Source organism: Hyphomonas sp. (genome assembly GCF_013823385.1).
GTDB lineage: Bacteria > Pseudomonadota > Alphaproteobacteria > Caulobacterales > Hyphomonadaceae > Hyphomonas.
Genome location: NZ_PNMA01000044.1, coordinates 1 through 19312, shown reverse-complemented (window position 1 = coordinate 19312; position 19312 = coordinate 1). Strand labels below are relative to the sequence as shown.

Genomic DNA, 19312 nt, shown 5'->3' with positions numbered 1-19312 from the left:
GCCTGAGAGTTTGCGCGGGTGGGGGACCCGGGCGGATAAGTTTTCATTTTCCGTGTCATCCCGGACACCGCGCAGCGGTGATCCGGGACCTTCTAGAGGTGGAACAAGAGCGGAGAGAAGGTCCCGGCTCTGCGGCCGCTGCGCGGCCTTGGCCGGGATGACACGGGGGGTGGTGAGGTCCCGGACAATCGCTACGCGATTTCCGGGATGACGGGGTGGTGCGTGTTGGATAGGGCTCAGCTTATCCTCACTGTTGCAGGCCCTCACCCCCGGCCCCTCTCCCGCAAGCGGGAGAGGGGGGAAGTGTCTGGGACTCAGCGGCCCGCGTTCAGGAAAGCGATGATCGCTTCCGGGAAGGCGGGGTCGCCGACGGCGGTGAGGTGGTTGCCATTGAGTTCGACATACTCCGCACCAGGAATGATTTCGGCGAGCTTCGGGCCGGAGCCATTGTCGAGGTCGTCCTTGCCGGTGAGGACGAGGGTGGGGAGGGTGAAGGTTTCGAGCAGGTCGCGGCCGGTATAGAGGCGGGCGGCGAGGGCGGCGCGGAAGCCTTCGAGGGTGCCGCCGGTGGCTTTGGCGCGGGCCCGCATGGCCTTGGCGGCGGGGGTGTCCTCGCCGGTGATGGCGGCGTCCAGGGCGGCGCGGAAGGCGGTGTTGCGGTCTGTGTTGGTTTCATCGGCCGCTGCGTCCCCGATGCCGCCGAGGAGGAGGCGTTCGCCGTCGCGGGAGAGGAGATGATAGCGCAGGGCGCTGAGCGCGCCCATCGAGTAGCCAATGATGCCATAGGGCTTTTGCCCGAGATGTTTCCTCAGGGCGATCTGGTCGCGGGCGATGGCGTCGCGGGGCCAGGGGGCGGCGGGGTCTGCGACCGGCGAGGCGCCATGGCCGCGCAGGTCTGGCGCGATAACGGTGTAGCCGGCGGCGGCGATCTTCTGCGCGATGCCGGGACCGAACCAGTTGATCTCTGCATTGCCGCTGAAGCCATGCAGCATCAGAACGGGCGGGCCTTCGCCGAGGGTCTGGTAGCTGATCTGCGTGCCGTCAAAGGACGTGAAGGTTTGCGCAGCCGGTCCGGACATGGCCCCGCGCGCCTCAGCGTTCTTTCGGGTCGAGCGCGTCGCGCAGGCCGTCGCCGATGAAATTCAGGCAGAGGAGCGCGACCGACATGACACCGGCCGGGATGAGCAGCATCCAGGGCTTGTCTTCCATCATCTTCGCGCCATCGGAGATCAGCACGCCCAGCGAGGTCAGCGGCTCGTTCACGCCGAGGCCGAGGAAGGATAGGAAGCTCTCTGCGAGGATCACGACCGGGATGGTGAGGGTGACGTAGACGGCGACCGGGCCGATGACGTTGGGCAGGATGTGGCGGAAGATGATGCCGCGCCGGGAGACGCCGGCGGCGCGCGCGGCCTCGATGAACTCCTTGCCCTTGATGGCGAGCGTCTGCCCCCGGACGATGCGGCTCATCGTCAGCCATTCGATGGCGCCGATGGCGGCAAAGATCAGCACGATGTTGCGCTCGAACACAGTGAGCAGGAGGATGACGAAGAAGATGAAGGGCAGGGCATAAAGGACATCGACGAAGCGCATCATGAAGTTGTCGATGCGGCCGCCAAGATAGCCGGCGGTGGCGCCCCAGGTGACGCCGATGACGAGGGAGACGGCGGTGGCGACAACGCCGACCAGCAGCGAGATGCGCAGGCCGATCATCGTGCGGGCGAAGAGATCGCGGCCCTGAAGGTCTGTGCCGAAGATGTGCCAGTTCTCGAAAGTCGGGTTGATCGTGCGCAGGTCGGAGATCGTGCGGTAATCATGCACCCAGACCATCGGGCCGAAGATGGCGACGAGGACGAGGAAGCCGATGATCCACATCGAGACGACGGCGGCGCGGTTGCGCAGGAGGCGGGCGCGGGCGTCATCCCAGAGGGAGCGGCCGCCGGTGATGGCGGTGCGGACCGCTTCGACACGGCCGGTCGGGTCGAGGATGGGGTCGATATGGGCCATCAGTCGTATTTCACTTTCGGATCGAGCATCGCGTAGAGGATGTCTGCGACGAGGTTGAGCACGATGATCAGGCCGGCATAGACGATGATCGCGCCCATCACGAGCGTGTAGTCCCGGTTGAGGGCGCCATCGACGAAATAGCTGCCGAGGCCGGGCAGGCTGAAGATCTTCTCGATCACCACCGAGCCTGTCATCACGCCGGCCATGGCCGGGCCGGCATAGGAGACGAGCGGCAGGAGGGCAGACGGCAGGGCGTGGCGGACGATCACGTCGCGCTCGGCCAGGCCCTTGGCGCGGGCGGTGCGGATATGGTTGGCGCGCATCGTCTCGATCATCGAGGCGCGCATCAGGCGCGAGATGATGGCGATCTGGGGCAAAGCGAGGGTCAGCACCGGCAGGGTCATGTTATGCCAGCTCATGCCGATATTGGGGTAGGCGCCGAGGCCGCCGACGGCAAAGAGGCCCGCGCCGAGGGAGAGCAGCAGGATGAGGATCGGGCCGGTGACGAAGGTGGGCACGGAGATGCCGAACATGGCAAAGCCCATGACGCCGTAATCGGCCGCCGTGTTCTGCCGGAGGCCGGCGAAGATGCCGAGCGTGGTGCCGACGATGAGGGCGAAGACCATGGTGAGGGCGCCGATGGTCATCGAGATGGGCAGGCCATCGGAGATGAGGTCGTTCACGCTCTTGCCGAGGGTCTTGTAGGAGGGGCCGAAATCCCCCTGGAGGACGCCGCCCACATAGCTGAAATATTGCTCGTGAAGCGGCTTATCGAGGCCGAATTTTGCGGCGATGGCGGCTTCGGTGGCGGGGGGCAGCTTGCGCTCCCCATCGAAAGGCCCGCCCGGCGCGGCCCGCATCATGAGAAAAGCTACCGTGATGATCGCAAGCATCGTGGGGATTGCGATCAGCAGGCGCCGGAGCGTATAGCCCCACGGGATACGTCCAAAAGCGCGCTGAAGCATCGTCACAAGTAAAAAAGCCTCTTGTCACAGTGGGTTGTAAGGCTCAGGCCATCAGCCAGCTTGGCAGGCCCCCCAACACTCCTTAGCTTGTCGGGCAGACCGATCAAGCGATGGCTGCAGGAGCAGGAGAATTTAGAGTATGGCTGACATCCGCCGGGTCACTCCCGATTTTGCCGTGGCGCCGCAGATTTCCGAAGCGGACGTGGAAGAAATTGCCGCTGCCGGTTTCAAGACGATCGTCGCCAATCGCCCGGATGGGGAAGGCGGGGTGGATCAGCCGCGCATGGGCCCAATTCGCGTCAAAGCCGAATCCCTGGGGCTGACATTCGCCGCATTGCCGTTTTCCGGGGCGCCGACGCCTGAGATTGTCGAGCGGATGGCGCAGATCCTTAATGAGGCGCCCCAGCCGGTGCTGGCCTATTGCCGGACGGGCACGCGCAGCGTGACGGCCTGGGCGCTGGTCCATTCCGGACAGGGCGCGGGTGAGGATATCATTGAGGCGGCGGCCGGGGCGGGGTATGATCTCTCCAGCCTGCGGGAACTGCTGTAAGCGCAGGCTGGATCACACTTGTGCCGCAAACCGGGTGTTGATGCCGGGCGTGAGCCGTGCAAGGGCTCTTGCCGGTAAGAATCCGCCCTCAGGGCGTGTCAGGAGTAGAGCGTATGTCTGGTCGCCTTTGGACCGATGATTTCAAGCTCGAAGCGGGAGCCATCCTCGTCAAGAAGACGGGGCACCGGATTGTTCCAGACCTGGCCCTGGCACACAGCATCTTCACCTGGTTCTGCTTCTATTTCTTTGTTCAGACCTGGCGCACCTCGCGCCTTCTGACCGGCCATAAACGCCCGACCATGGCGTTCTATCCCGACAAGCCGCGGCCCTGGTATTTCATCTGGTCGGTGATGCATGTGTCGGGCGCCAGGCTGGTGGATGACATCTCTACCGCCGACATCGTGATGCAGTTTGACGATTCCACCGAGACGGCCAATGAGGTGCCGGCGGTGAAGCCGGGCGCGCATGTGCTGAATTTCGGCTGTACCGACATTTCCAAGTCGCGCGTATCGGCCGCCTTCGAGAAAGCCAGCGGCGAGTCGCTGGCGGTGGACCCGACGACATTTGCTGGCCGCATGGTCGAGAAGTCCGAGATGAATGCCGCCCATGACGGCCGCATCCTGGAGGGGCCGCTGGACGCGCCGGTGGAAGGCAAGACCTATCAGCGCCTGATCGACAACGAGATCCCCGGCGGGCTGGTGGAAGACCTGCGCTGCTGCCTGGTGGGCGGCAGCCCGGTGATTGTGTTCCGCAAGCGCCGCCCGCTGGACCGCCGCTTCCTCAATGAGAATGTGCAGGTGCTGCTGGATGAGCCGCGCAACTGCTATTCGCAGGAAGAGATCAAGATCATCGAACGCTTCGCCGCCGAGATCGGCCTGGACTGGGGCGGGGTGGATGTGCTGCGCGACCGGGCGAGCGGCAAGATCTTCATCGTCGACGCCAACAAGACCGATATGGGCCCGCCGGTGGCCCTGAAGCTGGGCGCCAAGCTGCGCGCCACCCGCCGCATGGCCCGCGCCTTCGCCGAGAAGTTTGCCTCCAAGAAGCGCTGATCCGACCCCAGACCTTTCTGCCGGAGGCCGACATGCCCATTCCATTCGTCCGCGAAATCAAGTTCGAATACGGACGTGTGGATCAGGTCTCGCCGCTGGTGCGCCGCGTGATCGCCAACAATCCCGGGCCCTTCACCTATACCGGGACCGGCGTATTCATCATTGGCCGCGGCGACGTGGCGGTGATTGATCCGGGCCCGGACCTTGCCGAGCATTTTGAAGCGCTCAAGGCTGCCCTTGACGGCGAAACGGTGACGCATGTTCTCGTCACGCATGGCCATTCAGATCATGCGCCGCTGGCGCGGCCGCTGGCGGAATGGGCCGGCTGCAAGACCTATGCGAAGCATCGCGGGATCGAGACCGCCGCCGATGAAGGCGGGGAGGGCGGGGCCGTGTTCGTGCCGGATGTGGAGCTGGCAGACGGCGATGTCGTCTCCGGTCCCGGCTGGACGCTGGAGACGATCGAGACCCCCGGCCACACCGCCAACCATATCTGCTTTGCCCTGCGCGAGGAGAATGCCTGCTTCACCGGCGACCATATCATGGGCTGGTCCACCACGGTGGTCTCCCCGCCGGACGGCGATATGGGCGCCTATATGGAGAGCCTGGAAAAGATCCGTTCACGGGGTTTTGAAACGCTGTGGCCGACGCATGGCGACGGCGTTCGCGGCAAGGATTTCGTGGACACCTTCATCGGTGAATATGCCGCCCACCGCCGGGCGCGGGAAGCGGCAATCCTCGGCCAGATGAAGGCCGGCCAGGGCAGCATTCCGGACATTGTCTCGGTGCTCTATGCCGATGTCGACAAGCGCCTGCACCCGGCTGCGGCGATGAGTGTGCTCGGCCACATGATCGACCTGGTGCGCCGCGGCGTGGTCAGAACGCCCGACAGCGCGCCGACCACACGCTCGCGCTTCGAACTGGTCTGAAAAGCAGTAATTTGCGCGCCAACCCCGCTTGCGGGGCATGAATGGCGGCGTTGCGGGAAAGCCGTGCAGCAAATTCAAGGCCGCGTGTTCTCTGCCGGTAGGACTTTGCATTTCCGCCGGGGTCTGGCACCAAACCTGACAAGTTCGACAGATTGTCGATGGTGTGGTGTTTGAGGAGGCATGAACCGATGAAAATGAAATCCCTGCTGGCTGGCGCGGCCAGTGCGATCATGGTGGTGGCGCTGGCCGCCTGTGGCGGTGGCCGTTCGGGCGAAGATGTCCCGACGCTGCGCCGGGGCATCTCGGCCAAGGTGGACACGCTGGACCCGCACAAATCCTCCGCCGCCTGGGAGAACATCATCATCGGCGACATGATGATCGGCCTGACCACCGATAATGCGGACGGAAAGCCCGTCCCCGGCATGGCGGAGAGCTGGGACGTCGACGCAACCGGCACCGTCTGGACCTTCAAGCTCGGCGATTACACCTGGTCAGACGGCACGCCGGTGACGGCAGAGGACTTCGTGTTTGCCTTCCGCCGCATCCAGGACCCGACGGTGGCTTCCCAGTATGCCTCGATGCTGTGGCTGGTGAAGAACGCCGAGAAGGTGAACAATGGCGAGCTGCCGCCCGAGGAAATGGGCGTGCGGGCGATTGACGAGAAGACCTTCGAGATCACCCTGGAATATCCCGCGCCTTACCTGCCGGGCCTCTTGTCCCACTATACGACCTTCCCGGTGCCGCGTCAGGCGGTGGAGGCCTATGGCGATGCCTGGATCCAGCCGCAGAACATCGTCGTCAACGGCCCCTACAAGCTCGTCTACTGGCGTACCGGCGACCAGCTGGTGGCGGAAAAGAACCCGACCGGTTTTGGCGCCGCAGAGGCCTGCTTTGACCGGGTCGTGTATTTCGAGATCGAGAATGAAGCGGCCTATGAGAACAAGATCTCGGCCGGCGAACTCGACATCAACAACGCCTTCTCCGGTCCGCGCCAGAGCGAAATCGAGGCGAAGTTCCCCGGCTGGGTGCGCACCGGGCCGGGTCTGTTGACCACCTACTGGACCTTCAACCAGCAGCGCGCGCCCTTCAATGATGTGCGCGTGCGCAAGGCGCTCTCCATGGCGCTCGACCGGGAATTCATGGTGCGCAATGTGATGACGCCGGGCTTCCAGGCAGCCTATTCCTTCGTGCCGCCGGAAATGAGCAATTACGAAGTCGACCGCCCGGCAGTCTACTGGAAGGATCTGCCGCGCGAGGAACGCCTCGCCCAGGCGCGCAGCCTGCTGCAGGAAGCCGGCTTTGGCCCGTCCAATCCGCTGCGCTTTGAATTCACCCATCGCTCGACCGGGGACAATCCGAAGGTTGCCCCTGTGGCCCAGCAGAACTGGGCGGAGATCGGCAACTGGGTGCAGCCCACGATCGTGCGCCAGGATACCAAGGTGCTCTATGCCCGCCTGCGCCAGAACGACTTCCAGGTGTCGGACGCCGCCTGGCTCGCTGATTTCGACGATCCGATCAATTTCCTCTACCTGCTGCAATCAACCACCGGCCAGCAGAATTATGGCCGCTACGCCAATGCCGAATATGACGCGCTGCTGGCCCAGTCGAACCTGGAACTGGACCTGCAGAAGCGCGCCGAACTCTTCGCCAGGGCCGAATCGCTGATGCTGGAGGAGTATCCGATCACGCCGATGTGGGTGCAGGTGACGCAAAACCTCGTCGACCCCACCCTGACCGGCTGGGAAGACAATGCCAAGGACATCCACCGCTCGCGCTTCCTCTGCCGCGACGGCCTGAAAGCCGACTGATACCGGGGAGGGGGCTTTACGGCCCCCTCGCTCGTCCGCTTCAAGCCGCGCTTTACCGGCAAGTGATCTGACCGACATGCAGCCAACCCTTTCGAGCCTGACCCAGGAAGCCCAGCGCCTGAAAGCAGCAGGGCGGATCGACGAGGCGATCACCGCCTATCGCCGGGCCGTTTCGCTTTATCCCGGCAACGGGATTGCGCTCCACAACCTGGCGGGCGCGCTGGGTGATGTTGCCGCGCATGACGAGGCGGAGACAATGGCCGCCGCCGCGCTGAAGACGGGGCTGGGCGCGCCGGAAACCTGGCTGGTGCTGGCGCGGGCGCAGCTGGGGCTGGGAAAGCTGGACCCTGCCCGCAAGAGCTATGCCGAAGTGATCCGGCGGCGGCCGGACATGCTGCCGGCACAGTTCGAGTCGGCGCAGCTGGTGTGGATGTCGACGGGGGACCGCGAGGCGGCCCTGGCGGACATCCGGGCGGCGGCGGCCCGGCCCGGCGCGCCGGTGATGCTGCGCTTTCTCGAGGCGCAGGCCCTGGAGTTCATGGAAGACCCCGCCGCTGCCCGCGCAGCGCTCGAGCCGGCGCTGGGGCAGGCCGACTGCCCTTCGGAGATACTGGCGCTTGCCGCCGATATCGAGGCGCGCCTCGGCCGCCCGCAGAGGGCGGTGGAATTGGCGGAGCGCGCCTTCGCCAAGGCGGCGGGCCATCCCGGCGCCCTGGAGGCCCTCATCCGGGCGCGGCTTGCGGCGGGAGATGGAAAGGGCGCCTCAGCGGCGGCGGCGCAGCTGATCAGCCGGCAGCCGGAGAATCAGCACGCCCTTGGCCTGCAGGCGACAGCCTGGCGGATGCTGGGCGACAGCCGCTACCGCGACCTCTACGATTATGGACGATTCATATCTGTCGGCCGCCTTGATGTGCCCAAAGGTTGGGCAAGCCTGGACGCCTATGTGCAGGATCTGGCAGCGGAGCTGAAACAGGCCCACCCCTTCCAGGCTCATCCGTTCGGGCACTCTGTCCGATATGGCAGCCAGCGCCCGCATGTGTTGATGCTGCGCACGCCCGCGATCGCCGCTTTCCTCGAGGCACTGCAGGGGCCGCTGAGCCGTCATCTGCAGCAGATAGGGCAGGGGAGCGATGTTCTGACCCGCCGGAATACCGGCCGCGTGGGGATGATCGGGAACTGGTCGGTCTGGCTGCGGCCGGGCGGGTATCATGTCGACCATGTGCATCAGGAAGGCTGGCTGTCCTCGGCCTGCTATATCGAATTGCCGCCGGCGGTGACTGCGGGGGGCCGGGAAGGCTGGTTGCGATTCGGCAGGCCTGGGATTCCCGTGGCGGGCGGGCAGGAAGCGGAACATTGGGTGCGCCCGGAGCCCGGCCTGGTGGCGCTTTTCCCGTCCTATATGTGGCACGGAACCGAGGTTTTTGCGGGCGCGGAGCCGCGCCTGACGATCGCTTTCGACCTTGTGCCAATCTGAACGCTACCTGAACAGGAATTTGGCGCCGTCCCCGCAACTTTTGCGAATTATTGCGCTGAAATGGCCAAAACGCTGTAATTTTTGCGTCAAACGGTGGTGCTCAAAAACCACACAGGGGGCAGATGATGCCCACACAGCATAAATTTCCGGATTGATTGTTTTGTAACAGAACTGCAATGTTCCCCCCTAGGGCGTTCGACCGTTCGGCGCATTGACTATGTGCCGGCGGATTATTTTTGGTTTTAACGGGGAGTTATGGCGGACATGGCCAGAACCAATTACAATAGTTTCCTCTATCGCACGGCTGCCATCACCGCGCTGTGCTCGAGCCTCGTCTTCACGGCGGCGGCACAAACGGCCGAAGAGGCTGAAGACGCGCCGGTGACGACCACCCAGGCGCCGGCTGCCGAAGCAGAAGCGCGTCAGGACGTTGTCCGGGTCACCGGTTCGCGCCTCAACAACCCCTATACGAGTATTGCCCCGCTCGACATCATCACGGCGGATAGCGCGAGCCTGAAAGGTATCGCAGACGTTGGTAAGCTGCTGCAGACCGCAACCGTGGCTGCCGGCGCGCCGCAGGTCACCGCAGCAACCTCCGCTGCCTTTGTTCAGAACGGCGGTATCGGGACTGAAACCGTCTCGCTGCGCGGCCTGGGTGCCAACCGCACGCTGACGCTGATCAACGGCCGCCGGGCAGGCCCGGCCGGTACGCGCGGCGGTGTTTCGGCATTCGACCTCAACGCCATTCCGCTCTCGGCCGTTCAAAGCGTCGAGATCCTGAAAGACGGCGCTTCGTCGATTTATGGTTCTGACGCCGTGGCCGGTGTGGTGAACATCATCACGAAGAAAGAGGCTGGCTCTGAAGTGAACTTCTTCTACAGCGGCCCGGAAGAGGGCGGCGGTGAAGAACTGCGTGCCAGCGGCACCTGGAGCGGCAAGGTCACCGACCGCGGCAACCTGCTGGTCTCGCTCGACTACTTCAAGCGCGAGGAACTCACGCAGGGCGACCGCAGCTATTTCAGCTGTGGCCAGCCCTATATCTACAATCAGGACGGCTCGCGCGCCGACATCATTGACCCCACCACCGGCACCTACAAGTGCCAGGACCTCCTCTGGGGCCACATCTGGATGTACGACTATCTCAGCCCCGGCGCCATCGGCCGTCCTTGGCAGGGCCGTCCGCAGCTTCTGCAGTATGACTATGATGGTGTGCTGGCTGCCAACGGACTTGCTCCCTGGGGCCCGAACTCCTTCGGTCTCGGCATGAATGCGCCCTGGTACCCGATGGGTCTTGGCGAGCTGACGCTGCCGGGCGCGACCCCGGACCCGTTCTATGGCCCGACGGCGCTGCTTTCCGAAGCACTGCTGAACTACGACCATCCGTTCCAGGATCGCCAGACGATGGTTCCGGAAGTCGAGCGGATGACTTTCTACGCCAATGGCGACTATGAACTGACCGACTCGATGACGCTGTATGGCGAAGTGCTGGTCAACCGCCGCGAAACGAAAGTGAATGGCTACCGCCAGTTCTGGCAGTATGACTATGTGCTGAACCTCTTCGGCGACCTCTACAACTACTACTACGAGCAGTATGCTCCGGGTGCGGCGCCCGGCGAAGCCCACGGCTTCCAGTATGCGACGGACGACGTGTATGTGATCGGGATGAGCCCCACGGCGATCACCGACCACAACAAGGACAAGATCACTGTCGACTACATCAACGCCGTTGTCGGTGCCAAAGGTGACTTCGCAGTTCCGGGTTGGAACTGGGATGCCTTCTTCCAGTTCTCGCGTTCGGATGGCGAATATCAGAATGACATCATCTTCAATGATGCCATTGCGCCGTATCGCTACTGGATCGGTACGCCTTGCGGACCGGGCGATGTGACCCCCGTGCGCGGCGTTGCCTGCCGCACGCCGGATTGGTACAGCCCTCAGTTCCTGGCGGGCAACATCTCGCAGGCCGACCGGGACTTCCTCTTCGGGGTCGACACTGGCACGACGATTTATGAGCAGTCGCAGCTCGAGCTCTTCCTCGACGGCCCGCTGTTCACGCTGCCGGCTGGCGAAGTGCGCGGGGGTATCGGCTTCAGCCGTATCCATGAGCGTATCAACGACATTCCGGGCGAAAACACCCGGATTGGCAACGCCTGGGGCACGTCGAGCGCCGGCATCACCCGTGGCCGCAAGATGACCCGCGCGGTCTTCGGTGAGGTCTCGATCCCGGTGGTGAAAGATCTTCCGCTGGCTGAAGCGGTCGACCTGTCGCTCTCGGCACGCCTGACGGATGTGGACGTGTATGGTTCGGACACGACCTACAAGGCCGGCCTCGGCTGGCAGATCACGCCGACCGTCCGGGCACGCACGAGCTACGGCACGTCGTTCCGCGCACCGGCCCTGTTCGAGCTGTACCTGGCTGGTCAGACGAGCTTCCTTGGTCAGCGCAGCATCGACCCCTGCATCAGCTGGGGTTCGGCTCTGGCCAACGGGACCATCTCACAGCGTCTGGCAGACAACTGCGCCGCAGATGGCATCAGCCCGACGCATTCGGGTGCAGGCTCTTCGGCCACCATCATCTCGTCGGGTAACTCCACGGGCGGCCTGCAGGCTGAGACATCGGACGCCTTCAACCTCGGTCTCGTCTGGGCACCGAACTTCGCAGACCTGCGGATGTCGATCGACTATTACGAGATCAAGGTTGATGGTCAGATCGACCAGCTCGGCGCGGGCACGATCGTCGCTGGGTGCTACAATTCCGACAATTTCGGAACGGACCCGCTCTGCGATCTGTTCACCCGGAATACTCAGAACGATCTGATCGAAACGGTTACCAACAACTTCATCAACATTGCCAAACAGTCGGTCAACGGTATCGATGTCGCCGCAACCTACAGCCGTGACTTCAGCTTCGGTACGCTGACGATCGACACCTCGCACACCTTCACGCTCGAGAGCGAGTTCCAGCTGCTCCCGACCAGCACTCCGCAGGACTACACCGGCGAAGCCGGCCGTCCGGAGTGGGTGGGCGAAATCTCCTTCGCCTTTGAGCGCGGCCCGTGGTCGGCCTTCTATGGCATGGACTTCATCGGCAAGACGTCCAACGTTGCCAGCTATGGTGGCAATACGGGCACCTATTTCGGTGTGCCGGTTGTCTTCAAGCTGGAAACCGAGCAGACGACCTACCACAACGCATCTGTCGGCCGGGAACTGCCCTACGACATCAACGTGCGGGTGGGTGTTGCCAACATCTTCGACGAGCATCCGCCGGCGGTCACCACGCTGGGTCTGGGCGAATACAACACCGTGGGCACCTCGGCGTTCTATTCTCAGTATGACTGGATGGGCCGGCGCTTCTTCGTGAACCTGAGCAAAAAGTTCTAGACTTCACGCCTGAAAAAACCGAAAGCGGCGGGTGCCTCACCCGCCGCTTTCTTTTATGTGGCCCTGTGAACGGAAGGTCTGATCCATGCCTCGCATCACCATGAAGACGGACAATCTCAACGAGCGGAATGCCGAGTTTGCCCAGCAACCGCTGAAGCATCCGGTGTTCCTGAACTCCGTTCCCAAATCCGGGACCCACCTCATCCGCAATATCATGCGCATGTTCGTGCCGGTGGAGCAGCAGTATCATGCGACCTTCATCCAGATCCCCAATCTGCGCGGCCATGCCGGCGCGGCGCTGAACCCGGCCAAGCCGATGCTGAGCTGGGGGCATCTTCTTTTCACCGACGATTCTGCCATCGCCACCCATGCGGCCCGCCACATTCTCCTGGTGCGCGATCCCTACACCTGGGTTCTCGCCCGGGCGCGCTTCTTCGTGTCGGAGAATTTCGAGGCCAATCTCAGCCATCTGAAGGGCCCGGGCGTTTCGACGGAAGCGCTGCTCAACATGATGATCTTCGGCATTCACGGGAAAGCTCCGCCGATGCTGGACATATACCAGTTCAACGCAGCGGCCTGGATGGGAACCGGTGCCAAGCTCTACCGGTATGAGGACATCGTCCGCGCCGTGAAGACGATCGATACGCCGGAGGCGGAAGTGTTTTTCCGGGGTCTGCTGAATGATTGCGGGATCGACATGCCAGCCGACTGGCGGGAGCGTATCCGGGTCGGCAGTGACCGGGAACAGAGCGCCACGGCCCGCGAGAATCTCAGCGTCGACAACAGTTCGATCCCGGACGAGTTGCCGGACACACAAAAGCGTCTGGTGGACGTCGCCATGCCTGGCATGCGGGCATTGCTGGGCTACGCCTGACCGCCTTGGGGAAGGGGGGCGGTCAATCCTGTTCCCCGGCTCTAAGCACACTAAAGAAAAAGGCGCGCCTGCCAGCGCGCCTTTTGTGTTTTAGTCCCTGTGCGAACGGGCGCTACAGCCCGCAATCACTGCTCAGGAACTTCTCGATTTCCGTCAAGGTCAGGCGTTGCTGAGCCGGCGTCCAGGGCAGGCTGTGCGGCATGTCCGGAACGTTCAGATACTTGGCCTTCGTATGCTTGCGGATGGCGTTGTAGAAGGCCTTGCCGAAGGTGTCGGGAACGCGCACGTCGCGGTCGCCATGATAGATCAGGATGGGGATTTCCGCCTGGGCGACATCCTTGATCACATCCCGGCCGGAGAGGCCTTTCCCGAATGCCAGGCGGCTGAACCGGCCCCGGTCGATGCCGACATTGATCTTGGCCGACTCGGCATAGCCCGCGCCCGCGATTGCGCACTGGTAGGGGCTGTTCTTGCGTGTGGCGGCGGCCATGGCAGCGTAGCCGCCATAGGAATAGCCAAACATCGCCATCTTGCCGGGCGCGGCATACCCCTCCGAAACGAGCCATGCGGCGCCGTCATCCTTGTCGTCCTGCGCCTTGTAGCCGAACTCGCCATCGCCCGCGCGCCAGAGATCAAGCCCCCAGCCGACGCTGCCGCGATATTGCGGTTGCAGGACGGTGAACCCGCGTGAGGTCAGGAATGGCACCCAGCCGGACATGTCCCAGCCGCCGAAATCCCGTGCCCACGGACCACCATGCGGCAGGATGATGGCTTTGCCGGGCGCGTCCCCTTCCTTCCAGCCCTGGCGGGGCGTGAGCAGGGCAGGGAGTTTGCGGCCGTCACGTGCAGTGTAATAGACAAGCCCGGTTTTGGAGAGTTCGGCCGTGTCGATCCAGGGACGCTCCCCGCCCAGCGCTTCAAGCTGGCTGCGGTCGCGCAGCAGGAAATAGCGTTCCGGCATCTGCGAGCCCGACGCGCTGAAGATGATCAGGCTGAAATCGTCGTTGCGATAGAGGATGTTGACGCTTTCTGCGCCGAGCTGCTGTTCCAGACCCAGAACAATGCCGCCGAACTCCGGATCAATCCACTCTGTACGCTGAATGTCAGCGGCATAGGAGTAGCCGAGGATCTTGCCGAAATCATGTGCCGCGGTGGACGTCACAACGCCGGAGGCGTCAAAGTCCGTGGCGAGGAAGACCGGCTCGTCGCTCAGTTTCCGGGCAACCGGATCATAGGTGTAGATGGCAGACTTGTCCGAGAACTTGTTCGTCAGGATATAATAGATCCCCGTCGCTTCATCGCGGTGGATGACCGAGAGAACCTGGCGGTTCACAGCGTCCACGGTCAGGGCATCATGTTGCTCGAACGCGCCGCCCTTGGTGGTTTTCAGTTGCGTATACTGCTCGAAGGTGTTGCGCTTCTCGTCGGTGCCGGTCTGGCTCATCACTTCGCCATCGCGGGGATCGATATAGCCTGCGCCCGTGTCGCCCGTGGCGCGATAGGTGCTGCGGAAGGCGCCGGTGTTGACGTTCAGCAGCCCGATCTCGCGTGCGAAGGAGGTGCCCGAAATCCGGTTGATCAGAACATTGTCCGGATCCAGCGGCAGGGCGGAAACAACGCTGCCCCGCGCGGTGATACGGACGCAGTCTGCCGTTGACTTGCTGATGTTCCGGGTGCTGCCAAGATCGATGAAAGGTTCCTCGAAGGTCTTGAAGCTCGTATCGGTGAGAAGCACCTTTACCGACCATGTGCGCGTCGACCCGATGGCCGACCCTTCGGCGCAGCCCTGAAGGCGCCCGGTGAAGGGCTGGCGCACGACCGTCTGGATTTTCCCGTTCTTCAGGGCCGCAACACTGATGAACTCCGATTCCCGGCCATCGGGCGCAACCGTAACCGGCGGCTTGGAGAGGTCTGTCAGATCCCAGGCGGCCACAACGGCGCGGTCCTGGTCATTGCCGGCAGACGGGCCGACCAGCGCCACCATGGTTTTTCCGTCCGAAGACACCGATACGGAAGACATTGCCGGCAGCCTGGCCAGATCCTCGATTGGGATCGGTTTGGCCAGGGCGGTGGTGGTTGCCAGGCTGGCTGCAAGCGCCAGAATCAGCCCGCGTACGGGCAGGGAACCTATCATGTGATCACACTCCTGTAATTCTTGTGCTTCCCGCGCCGGTGGGGCTTCCCCGGCACAGTATTCATGCTGACCCTGATCTACTCAGGCGATGGATTGCCAAACCTTAATGCCGGCGCCCGTATCATCCAAGTCAGGATATACGTTTGGCGCGGAAGCCGCTGGCGCCGTCCAGGCTCAGCATGTAGCTGCCCAGCGCGGCTTTCCGGATTCGGGCTTCCTTTGCCTTCTTGATGGTAAAGGCATTCACCTTGACCGTGTCGGTCTGCTCCCATGTCTGGCCGTTTTCCAGGACGACGATCACCTTGCCGGTGACCCCCTGTATCCGGGCAGATTTCACCGGGACGGTGATTTCCGACACCGATTCCCGCTGCGCGGTATCGCCTGACTGGCTCCGGAAAAGGGAAGGGAGGCTGGGCAGAGAAAAGCCAAAGGCTTCCTTCTCTATGCTCTCGATGGCGGCCACATCCACGGTCTGAATTTCACCGGCAGACTCCCTTGCCTTCAGCGAGGCGACCGCCTGATCGAAGCAGGCAAGCCGGTCGGCATCGGCCGGAATGGTCTGGCAGGCATAGAGGGGATCGATGGGATTGGAGGGGGCAGTCTGTGCCGCCGCGCCATACAAGAGCGTGGCGGACAGGAATCCGGCAGTGCTGAAAGCTAATTTGAGGACCACGATATTTCGCTCCATATCCAATAATTCTGGCACGATCATGCCCGCTAGTCGGGGCTGGTGCACCCATTGAGTTCGCGTTTCGCGTAATTCCGGGTGGAGATTCACATAAACCTGAAGCCAAATAGTCACACTCGCGGAATTTGTCGAAGGTTTTGCGACACTGTGGTTGACTGTCAAATTCTTGACTTCATTACTCACCGTTAAGGTCCGGGGAGTCGGACCCAACACTCATACTCATACTGAGTGCCGCTATAGCGCGCGTGCGCGCTAACATATTTTTGGAGGGTAAGTTGAACGAACCTACTTGGAAAAAGCGACTGTTCACGACATCGCTGTTTGCCGGTGCGCTGTTTGCTGCCACCAGCCCGTTTGTGGCTGTTGCGCAAGAAGCAGATGAACCTGTTGTTGAAACCACTGCTGCTCAGGGCGACGAAACCGAAGCACGCCAGCAGCGCATCACCGTCACCGGTTCGCGCCTGGTGCGCCGTGACGAAGTTGCCGAAAGCCCGATCCTCACCGTTGGTCAGGACGCGCTGGTCACTTCCGGTCTCACCACTGTCGAGCAGTACCTGAACACGCTGCCGCAGATCACGCCGAACCTGTCGTCCCAGTCGAACAACCCGAGCTCCAACGGCCGCGCGGTTCTCGACCTTCGCGGTCTCGGTTCGGGCCGCAACCTCGTGCTCGTCAACGGCCGCCGCGGCATGCCCTCCTTCGCGGGTGGCTCTGTCGACATCAACACGATCCCTTCAGCACTCGTCGAGCGCGTTGAAATCATCACCGGTGGTGCAGCTTCGACCTACGGCGCTGACGCTGTGGCCGGTGTTGCCAACTTCATCATGCGCGACAACTTCGAAGGCGTTGAAGTCGACGGCCAGTACCGCGCCGCGATGGAAAACGGCGACGCTGTCGAGTGGGGTTCGGGCATCACCATGGGCAGCAACTTTGCTGACGGCCGTGGTAACGCTGTTCTCTCCATGAACTACTTCACCCGTGAAGTGCTCGGCAAAGGCGCTCGCGACTTCTCCGCTCAGGCTTCCAGCACCACCTCCATCTTCCCCGATGGTTCCTGGGCTACGGGTATCAACCAACCGCTTCCGGGCTCTGTTGACGGCCTGTTCGGCGGCGGTCTCTGTGCCGCGAACGGTGGGGATGCTGGTTTCGGCTTCAACCCGGATGGCTCGCTGTTCTGTACCGGTGTCGCCGGTAACCCGAACCGCAATATTGTTGGCTACACTGGCCCGGAATCGGCTATTGCAACCAACTTTGCCCCGGACGCTTTCTCCTACAACTTCGAGCCGGACAACAACCTGATCCTGCCGCTCAACCGCTGGAACATCTATTCCTCGGTTGACTATGACATCAACGACTATGTCCGCGCCTACGGCCAGTTCATCTTCACGAACTACAATGCCGAGCAGGAGCTTGCTCCGACCCCGGCAGGCGGCACCACGGGCTTCACCGTTCCTGTCACCAACCCCTTCGTCCTGGCTAACCCAACCTTGTCTGCCATGCTGGCCACACGTCCGGTCCAGACCTACTGTCTGGCAACCGACCCGGCATGTATCGCTGCTGACCCGCTGACCACTCCGACCACCAACGGTGCTCTGGTGGGCGGCGTTGTCCCCGGTACTGGCCCGACTGTGCCGTTCAACCTCTCCAAGCGTTTCAACGCTCTGGGTGGTCGCGTCGGCTCCACCACGCATGACGTGTGGCAGATGACCGTTGGCTTCGACGGCAAGCTGATGGGCACCGAGACCTGGACCTATGACGTGTACATGTCGCAGGGCCGCTCCACGCTGAACGAAATCCAAACGGGTAACGTTCGCCGTGACCGCGTCCAGACGCTGCTCAACGCAGCTGATGGCGGCGCTTCGCTCTGCGCTGGTGGCCTGAACCTGATTGGTAACGCTCCGATCAGCCAATCGTGCATCGACTACATCTCGCTGACGGCGAAAAACCTCACCGAGATCGAACAGAAGATCATCGAGGGCTCGATTCAGGGCGAGATGTTCCAGCTCCCCGCTGGTCCGATCCAGACCGCTTTCGGTATCCAGTACCGCGAGCTGGACTATGACTTCCAGCCTGACTCCGGCCTGCAGCCGGGCATCGTTGCCGGTTTCAACCAGCAGCTCCCGACCTCTGGCTATCTTGACTGGTACGACCTCTACACCGAGGCTCTGATCCCGGTCGTGAAAGACATGCCTTTCGCTGAAGAAGTGACGCTGACCGCTGGTTACCGCGTGACCGACAACAGCCGTTCGGGCACGTCGGACTCCTGGAAGATCAATGGTGACTGGAAAGTCAACGACTACCTCCGCTTCCGCGGCGGTTATCAGAAAGCTATCCGTTCGCCGTCCATCACCGAGCTCTTCGCTCCGGTGCTGAACAACTTCCCGACCTTCACCAACCAGGACCCCTGCAACACGATCGCCACCAATACGAACCCGGAATATGGTCGTAATGGTGCCAACGGTCCTCAGGTGGCCGCACTTTGTGCGATCCAGTCGGGCGTTGCAGGCGGCGCCACGTACAACCAGCCCTCGGGCCAGGCAACGGGCCTCACCGGTGGTAACATCAACCTGTCGCCGGAAGAGTCTGACTCCTACACCGTCGGTTTCGTTCTCACCTCGCCGTTCACGGGCAACTCTTTCGTGGAAAGCCTTGGCCTGACGGTCGACTACTGGTCCATCGAACTCGACAAGCAGATCGGTGCGTTCGCAGCGAACACGATTGTTCAGCGCTGCTTCAACCGCGATGGTGCCAACCCGACCTTCGATCCGACCAACGCCTGGTGTCAGCTCTTCGAGCGTGACCCGAGCAATGGCGGCGTCATCAACCTGGCCCAGACCAACACCAATGATCTCGCTCTGGAAACTTCCGGTGTCGACATCACGGGCCGTTGGGGTGTTGATCTCGACACCTTTGGCGCTCTGAACTGGAACCTGGTTGCGACCTGGATCGAGTCCTACAAGTCGGGCACCACCGTGACCGCGAACGACCCGATGTACGAGTATGTCGGCACGATCGGCTCCACGACGGGTTCGGCTATTCCGGAATGGAAGTTCACGCTGAACTCCACCTACACCTACGAAGATCTGCGTCTGACGCTCGCAACGCGTTACATTCAGAACATGTCGCACGCTAACCGCGTGACGGGTGGTAGCGTTCTGACGAACACGAACGTACCGGAAACCTGGTACTTCGACCTCAACGGCACGTACAACCTGACGGATTACGTGACGCTCCGCGCTGGTGTGAACAACCTGTTCGACCAGGAGCCGCGTCTGTACTCGCCGAACGTTCAGGCCAACACCGACCCGTCCCAGTATGACGTGGTTGGCCGCGCGGCCTTCGTGGGTATCAACCTGCGCTTCTAATCGGGATTGGCCGGAGCGATCCGGCCATTCTTGCTCCACAATAGGAACGGCGGTCCTTCGGGGCCGCCGTTTTCTTTTTGGGGGAGGA

13 protein-coding genes are annotated in these 19312 nt (G+C 62.6%); 8 read left to right on the top strand and 5 right to left on the bottom strand.

Going from position 1 to position 19312, the window contains the following annotated elements; all coding sequences use genetic code 11:
* Positions 1–314: 314 nt before the first annotated feature.
* Genes C0456_RS17930 through C0456_RS17920 form a run of 3 tightly spaced genes read right to left on the bottom strand, consistent with a single transcriptional unit; the run spans position 315 to position 2969 of the window.
* Positions 315–1079 carry an alpha/beta hydrolase gene (locus C0456_RS17930; protein WP_291055064.1) on the bottom strand — a complete coding sequence of 255 codons (765 nt, stop codon included), beginning with the start codon at positions 1077–1079 and terminating at the stop codon, positions 315–317.
* Positions 1080–1092: 13 nt separating this feature from the next.
* On the bottom strand, positions 1093–2004 hold the full coding sequence (locus tag C0456_RS17925; RefSeq protein WP_291055061.1) for an ABC transporter permease: 912 nt from the start codon (positions 2002–2004) through the stop codon (positions 1093–1095).
* The gene (locus C0456_RS17920) at positions 2004–2969 is read right to left on the bottom strand and encodes an ABC transporter permease (protein WP_291055058.1); all 966 of its coding nucleotides are present in this window, start codon (positions 2967–2969) and stop codon (positions 2004–2006) included. Before C0456_RS17920 ends, C0456_RS17925 begins: the two co-directional genes overlap by 1 nt.
* A gap of 139 nt (positions 2970–3108) precedes the next feature.
* On the opposite strand from C0456_RS17920, the gene C0456_RS17915 reads away from it, so the two are divergent.
* From C0456_RS17915 to C0456_RS17885, 7 genes are all read left to right on the top strand, one after another.
* On the top strand, positions 3109–3519 hold the full coding sequence (locus C0456_RS17915) for a TIGR01244 family sulfur transferase (RefSeq protein WP_291055055.1): 411 nt from the start codon (positions 3109–3111) through the stop codon (positions 3517–3519).
* Positions 3520–3632: 113 nt separating this feature from the next.
* Positions 3633–4571, top strand: coding sequence for a hypothetical protein (locus C0456_RS17910; protein WP_291055052.1), 939 nt, complete (start codon positions 3633–3635; stop codon positions 4569–4571).
* Positions 4572–4603: 32 nt separating this feature from the next.
* Positions 4604–5500, top strand: a complete 897-nt coding sequence (locus C0456_RS17905; protein ID WP_291055050.1) for an MBL fold metallo-hydrolase — start codon at positions 4604–4606, stop codon at positions 5498–5500.
* Between the two features lie 188 nt (positions 5501–5688).
* Positions 5689–7308: a peptide ABC transporter substrate-binding protein gene (locus tag C0456_RS17900; protein ID WP_291055048.1), complete on the top strand. Its 1620-nt coding sequence runs from the start codon at positions 5689–5691 to the stop codon at positions 7306–7308.
* 76 nt (positions 7309–7384) lie between these two features.
* A complete protein-coding gene (locus C0456_RS17895) occupies positions 7385–8782 on the top strand; it encodes a putative 2OG-Fe(II) oxygenase (RefSeq protein WP_291055046.1) in 1398 nt (465 codons plus the stop codon).
* Positions 8783–9046: 264 nt separating this feature from the next.
* On the top strand, positions 9047–12163 hold the full coding sequence (locus tag C0456_RS17890; protein ID WP_291055043.1) for a TonB-dependent receptor: 3117 nt from the start codon (positions 9047–9049) through the stop codon (positions 12161–12163).
* An 85-nt stretch (positions 12164–12248) separates the two neighbouring features.
* Positions 12249–13037, top strand: coding sequence for a hypothetical protein (locus C0456_RS17885; protein WP_291055040.1), 789 nt, complete (start codon positions 12249–12251; stop codon positions 13035–13037).
* A gap of 112 nt (positions 13038–13149) precedes the next feature.
* On the opposite strand, the gene C0456_RS17880 is transcribed toward C0456_RS17885, so the two are convergent.
* Positions 13150–15171, bottom strand: a complete 2022-nt coding sequence (locus tag C0456_RS17880) for a prolyl oligopeptidase family serine peptidase (RefSeq protein WP_291055037.1) — start codon at positions 15169–15171, stop codon at positions 13150–13152.
* 130 nt (positions 15172–15301) lie between these two features.
* On the bottom strand, positions 15302–16042 hold the full coding sequence (locus C0456_RS17875; RefSeq protein ID WP_291055034.1) for a hypothetical protein: 741 nt from the start codon (positions 16040–16042) through the stop codon (positions 15302–15304).
* 92 nt (positions 16043–16134) lie between these two features.
* On the opposite strand from C0456_RS17875, the gene C0456_RS17870 reads away from it, so the two are divergent.
* Positions 16135–19224, top strand: coding sequence for a TonB-dependent receptor (locus C0456_RS17870; RefSeq protein ID WP_291055031.1), 3090 nt, complete (start codon positions 16135–16137; stop codon positions 19222–19224).
* The last annotated feature ends 88 nt before the right edge of the window (positions 19225–19312 follow it).

Coding starts and splice junctions, on each gene's coding strand:
- C0456_RS17930 (WP_291055064.1), bottom strand. CDS start 1,079: ATGTCCGGACCGGCTGCGCAAACCTTCACGTCCTTTGACGGCACGCAG.
- C0456_RS17925 (WP_291055061.1), bottom strand. CDS start 2,004: ATGGCCCATATCGACCCCATCCTCGACCCGACCGGCCGTGTCGAAGCG.
- C0456_RS17920 (WP_291055058.1), bottom strand. CDS start 2,969: ATGCTTCAGCGCGCTTTTGGACGTATCCCGTGGGGCTATACGCTCCGG.
- C0456_RS17915 (WP_291055055.1), top strand. CDS start 3,109: ATGGCTGACATCCGCCGGGTCACTCCCGATTTTGCCGTGGCGCCGCAG.
- C0456_RS17910 (WP_291055052.1), top strand. CDS start 3,633: ATGTCTGGTCGCCTTTGGACCGATGATTTCAAGCTCGAAGCGGGAGCC.
- C0456_RS17905 (WP_291055050.1), top strand. CDS start 4,604: ATGCCCATTCCATTCGTCCGCGAAATCAAGTTCGAATACGGACGTGTG.
- C0456_RS17900 (WP_291055048.1), top strand. CDS start 5,689: ATGAAAATGAAATCCCTGCTGGCTGGCGCGGCCAGTGCGATCATGGTG.
- C0456_RS17895 (WP_291055046.1), top strand. CDS start 7,385: ATGCAGCCAACCCTTTCGAGCCTGACCCAGGAAGCCCAGCGCCTGAAA.
- C0456_RS17890 (WP_291055043.1), top strand. CDS start 9,047: ATGGCCAGAACCAATTACAATAGTTTCCTCTATCGCACGGCTGCCATC.
- C0456_RS17885 (WP_291055040.1), top strand. CDS start 12,249: ATGCCTCGCATCACCATGAAGACGGACAATCTCAACGAGCGGAATGCC.
- C0456_RS17880 (WP_291055037.1), bottom strand. CDS start 15,171: ATGATAGGTTCCCTGCCCGTACGCGGGCTGATTCTGGCGCTTGCAGCC.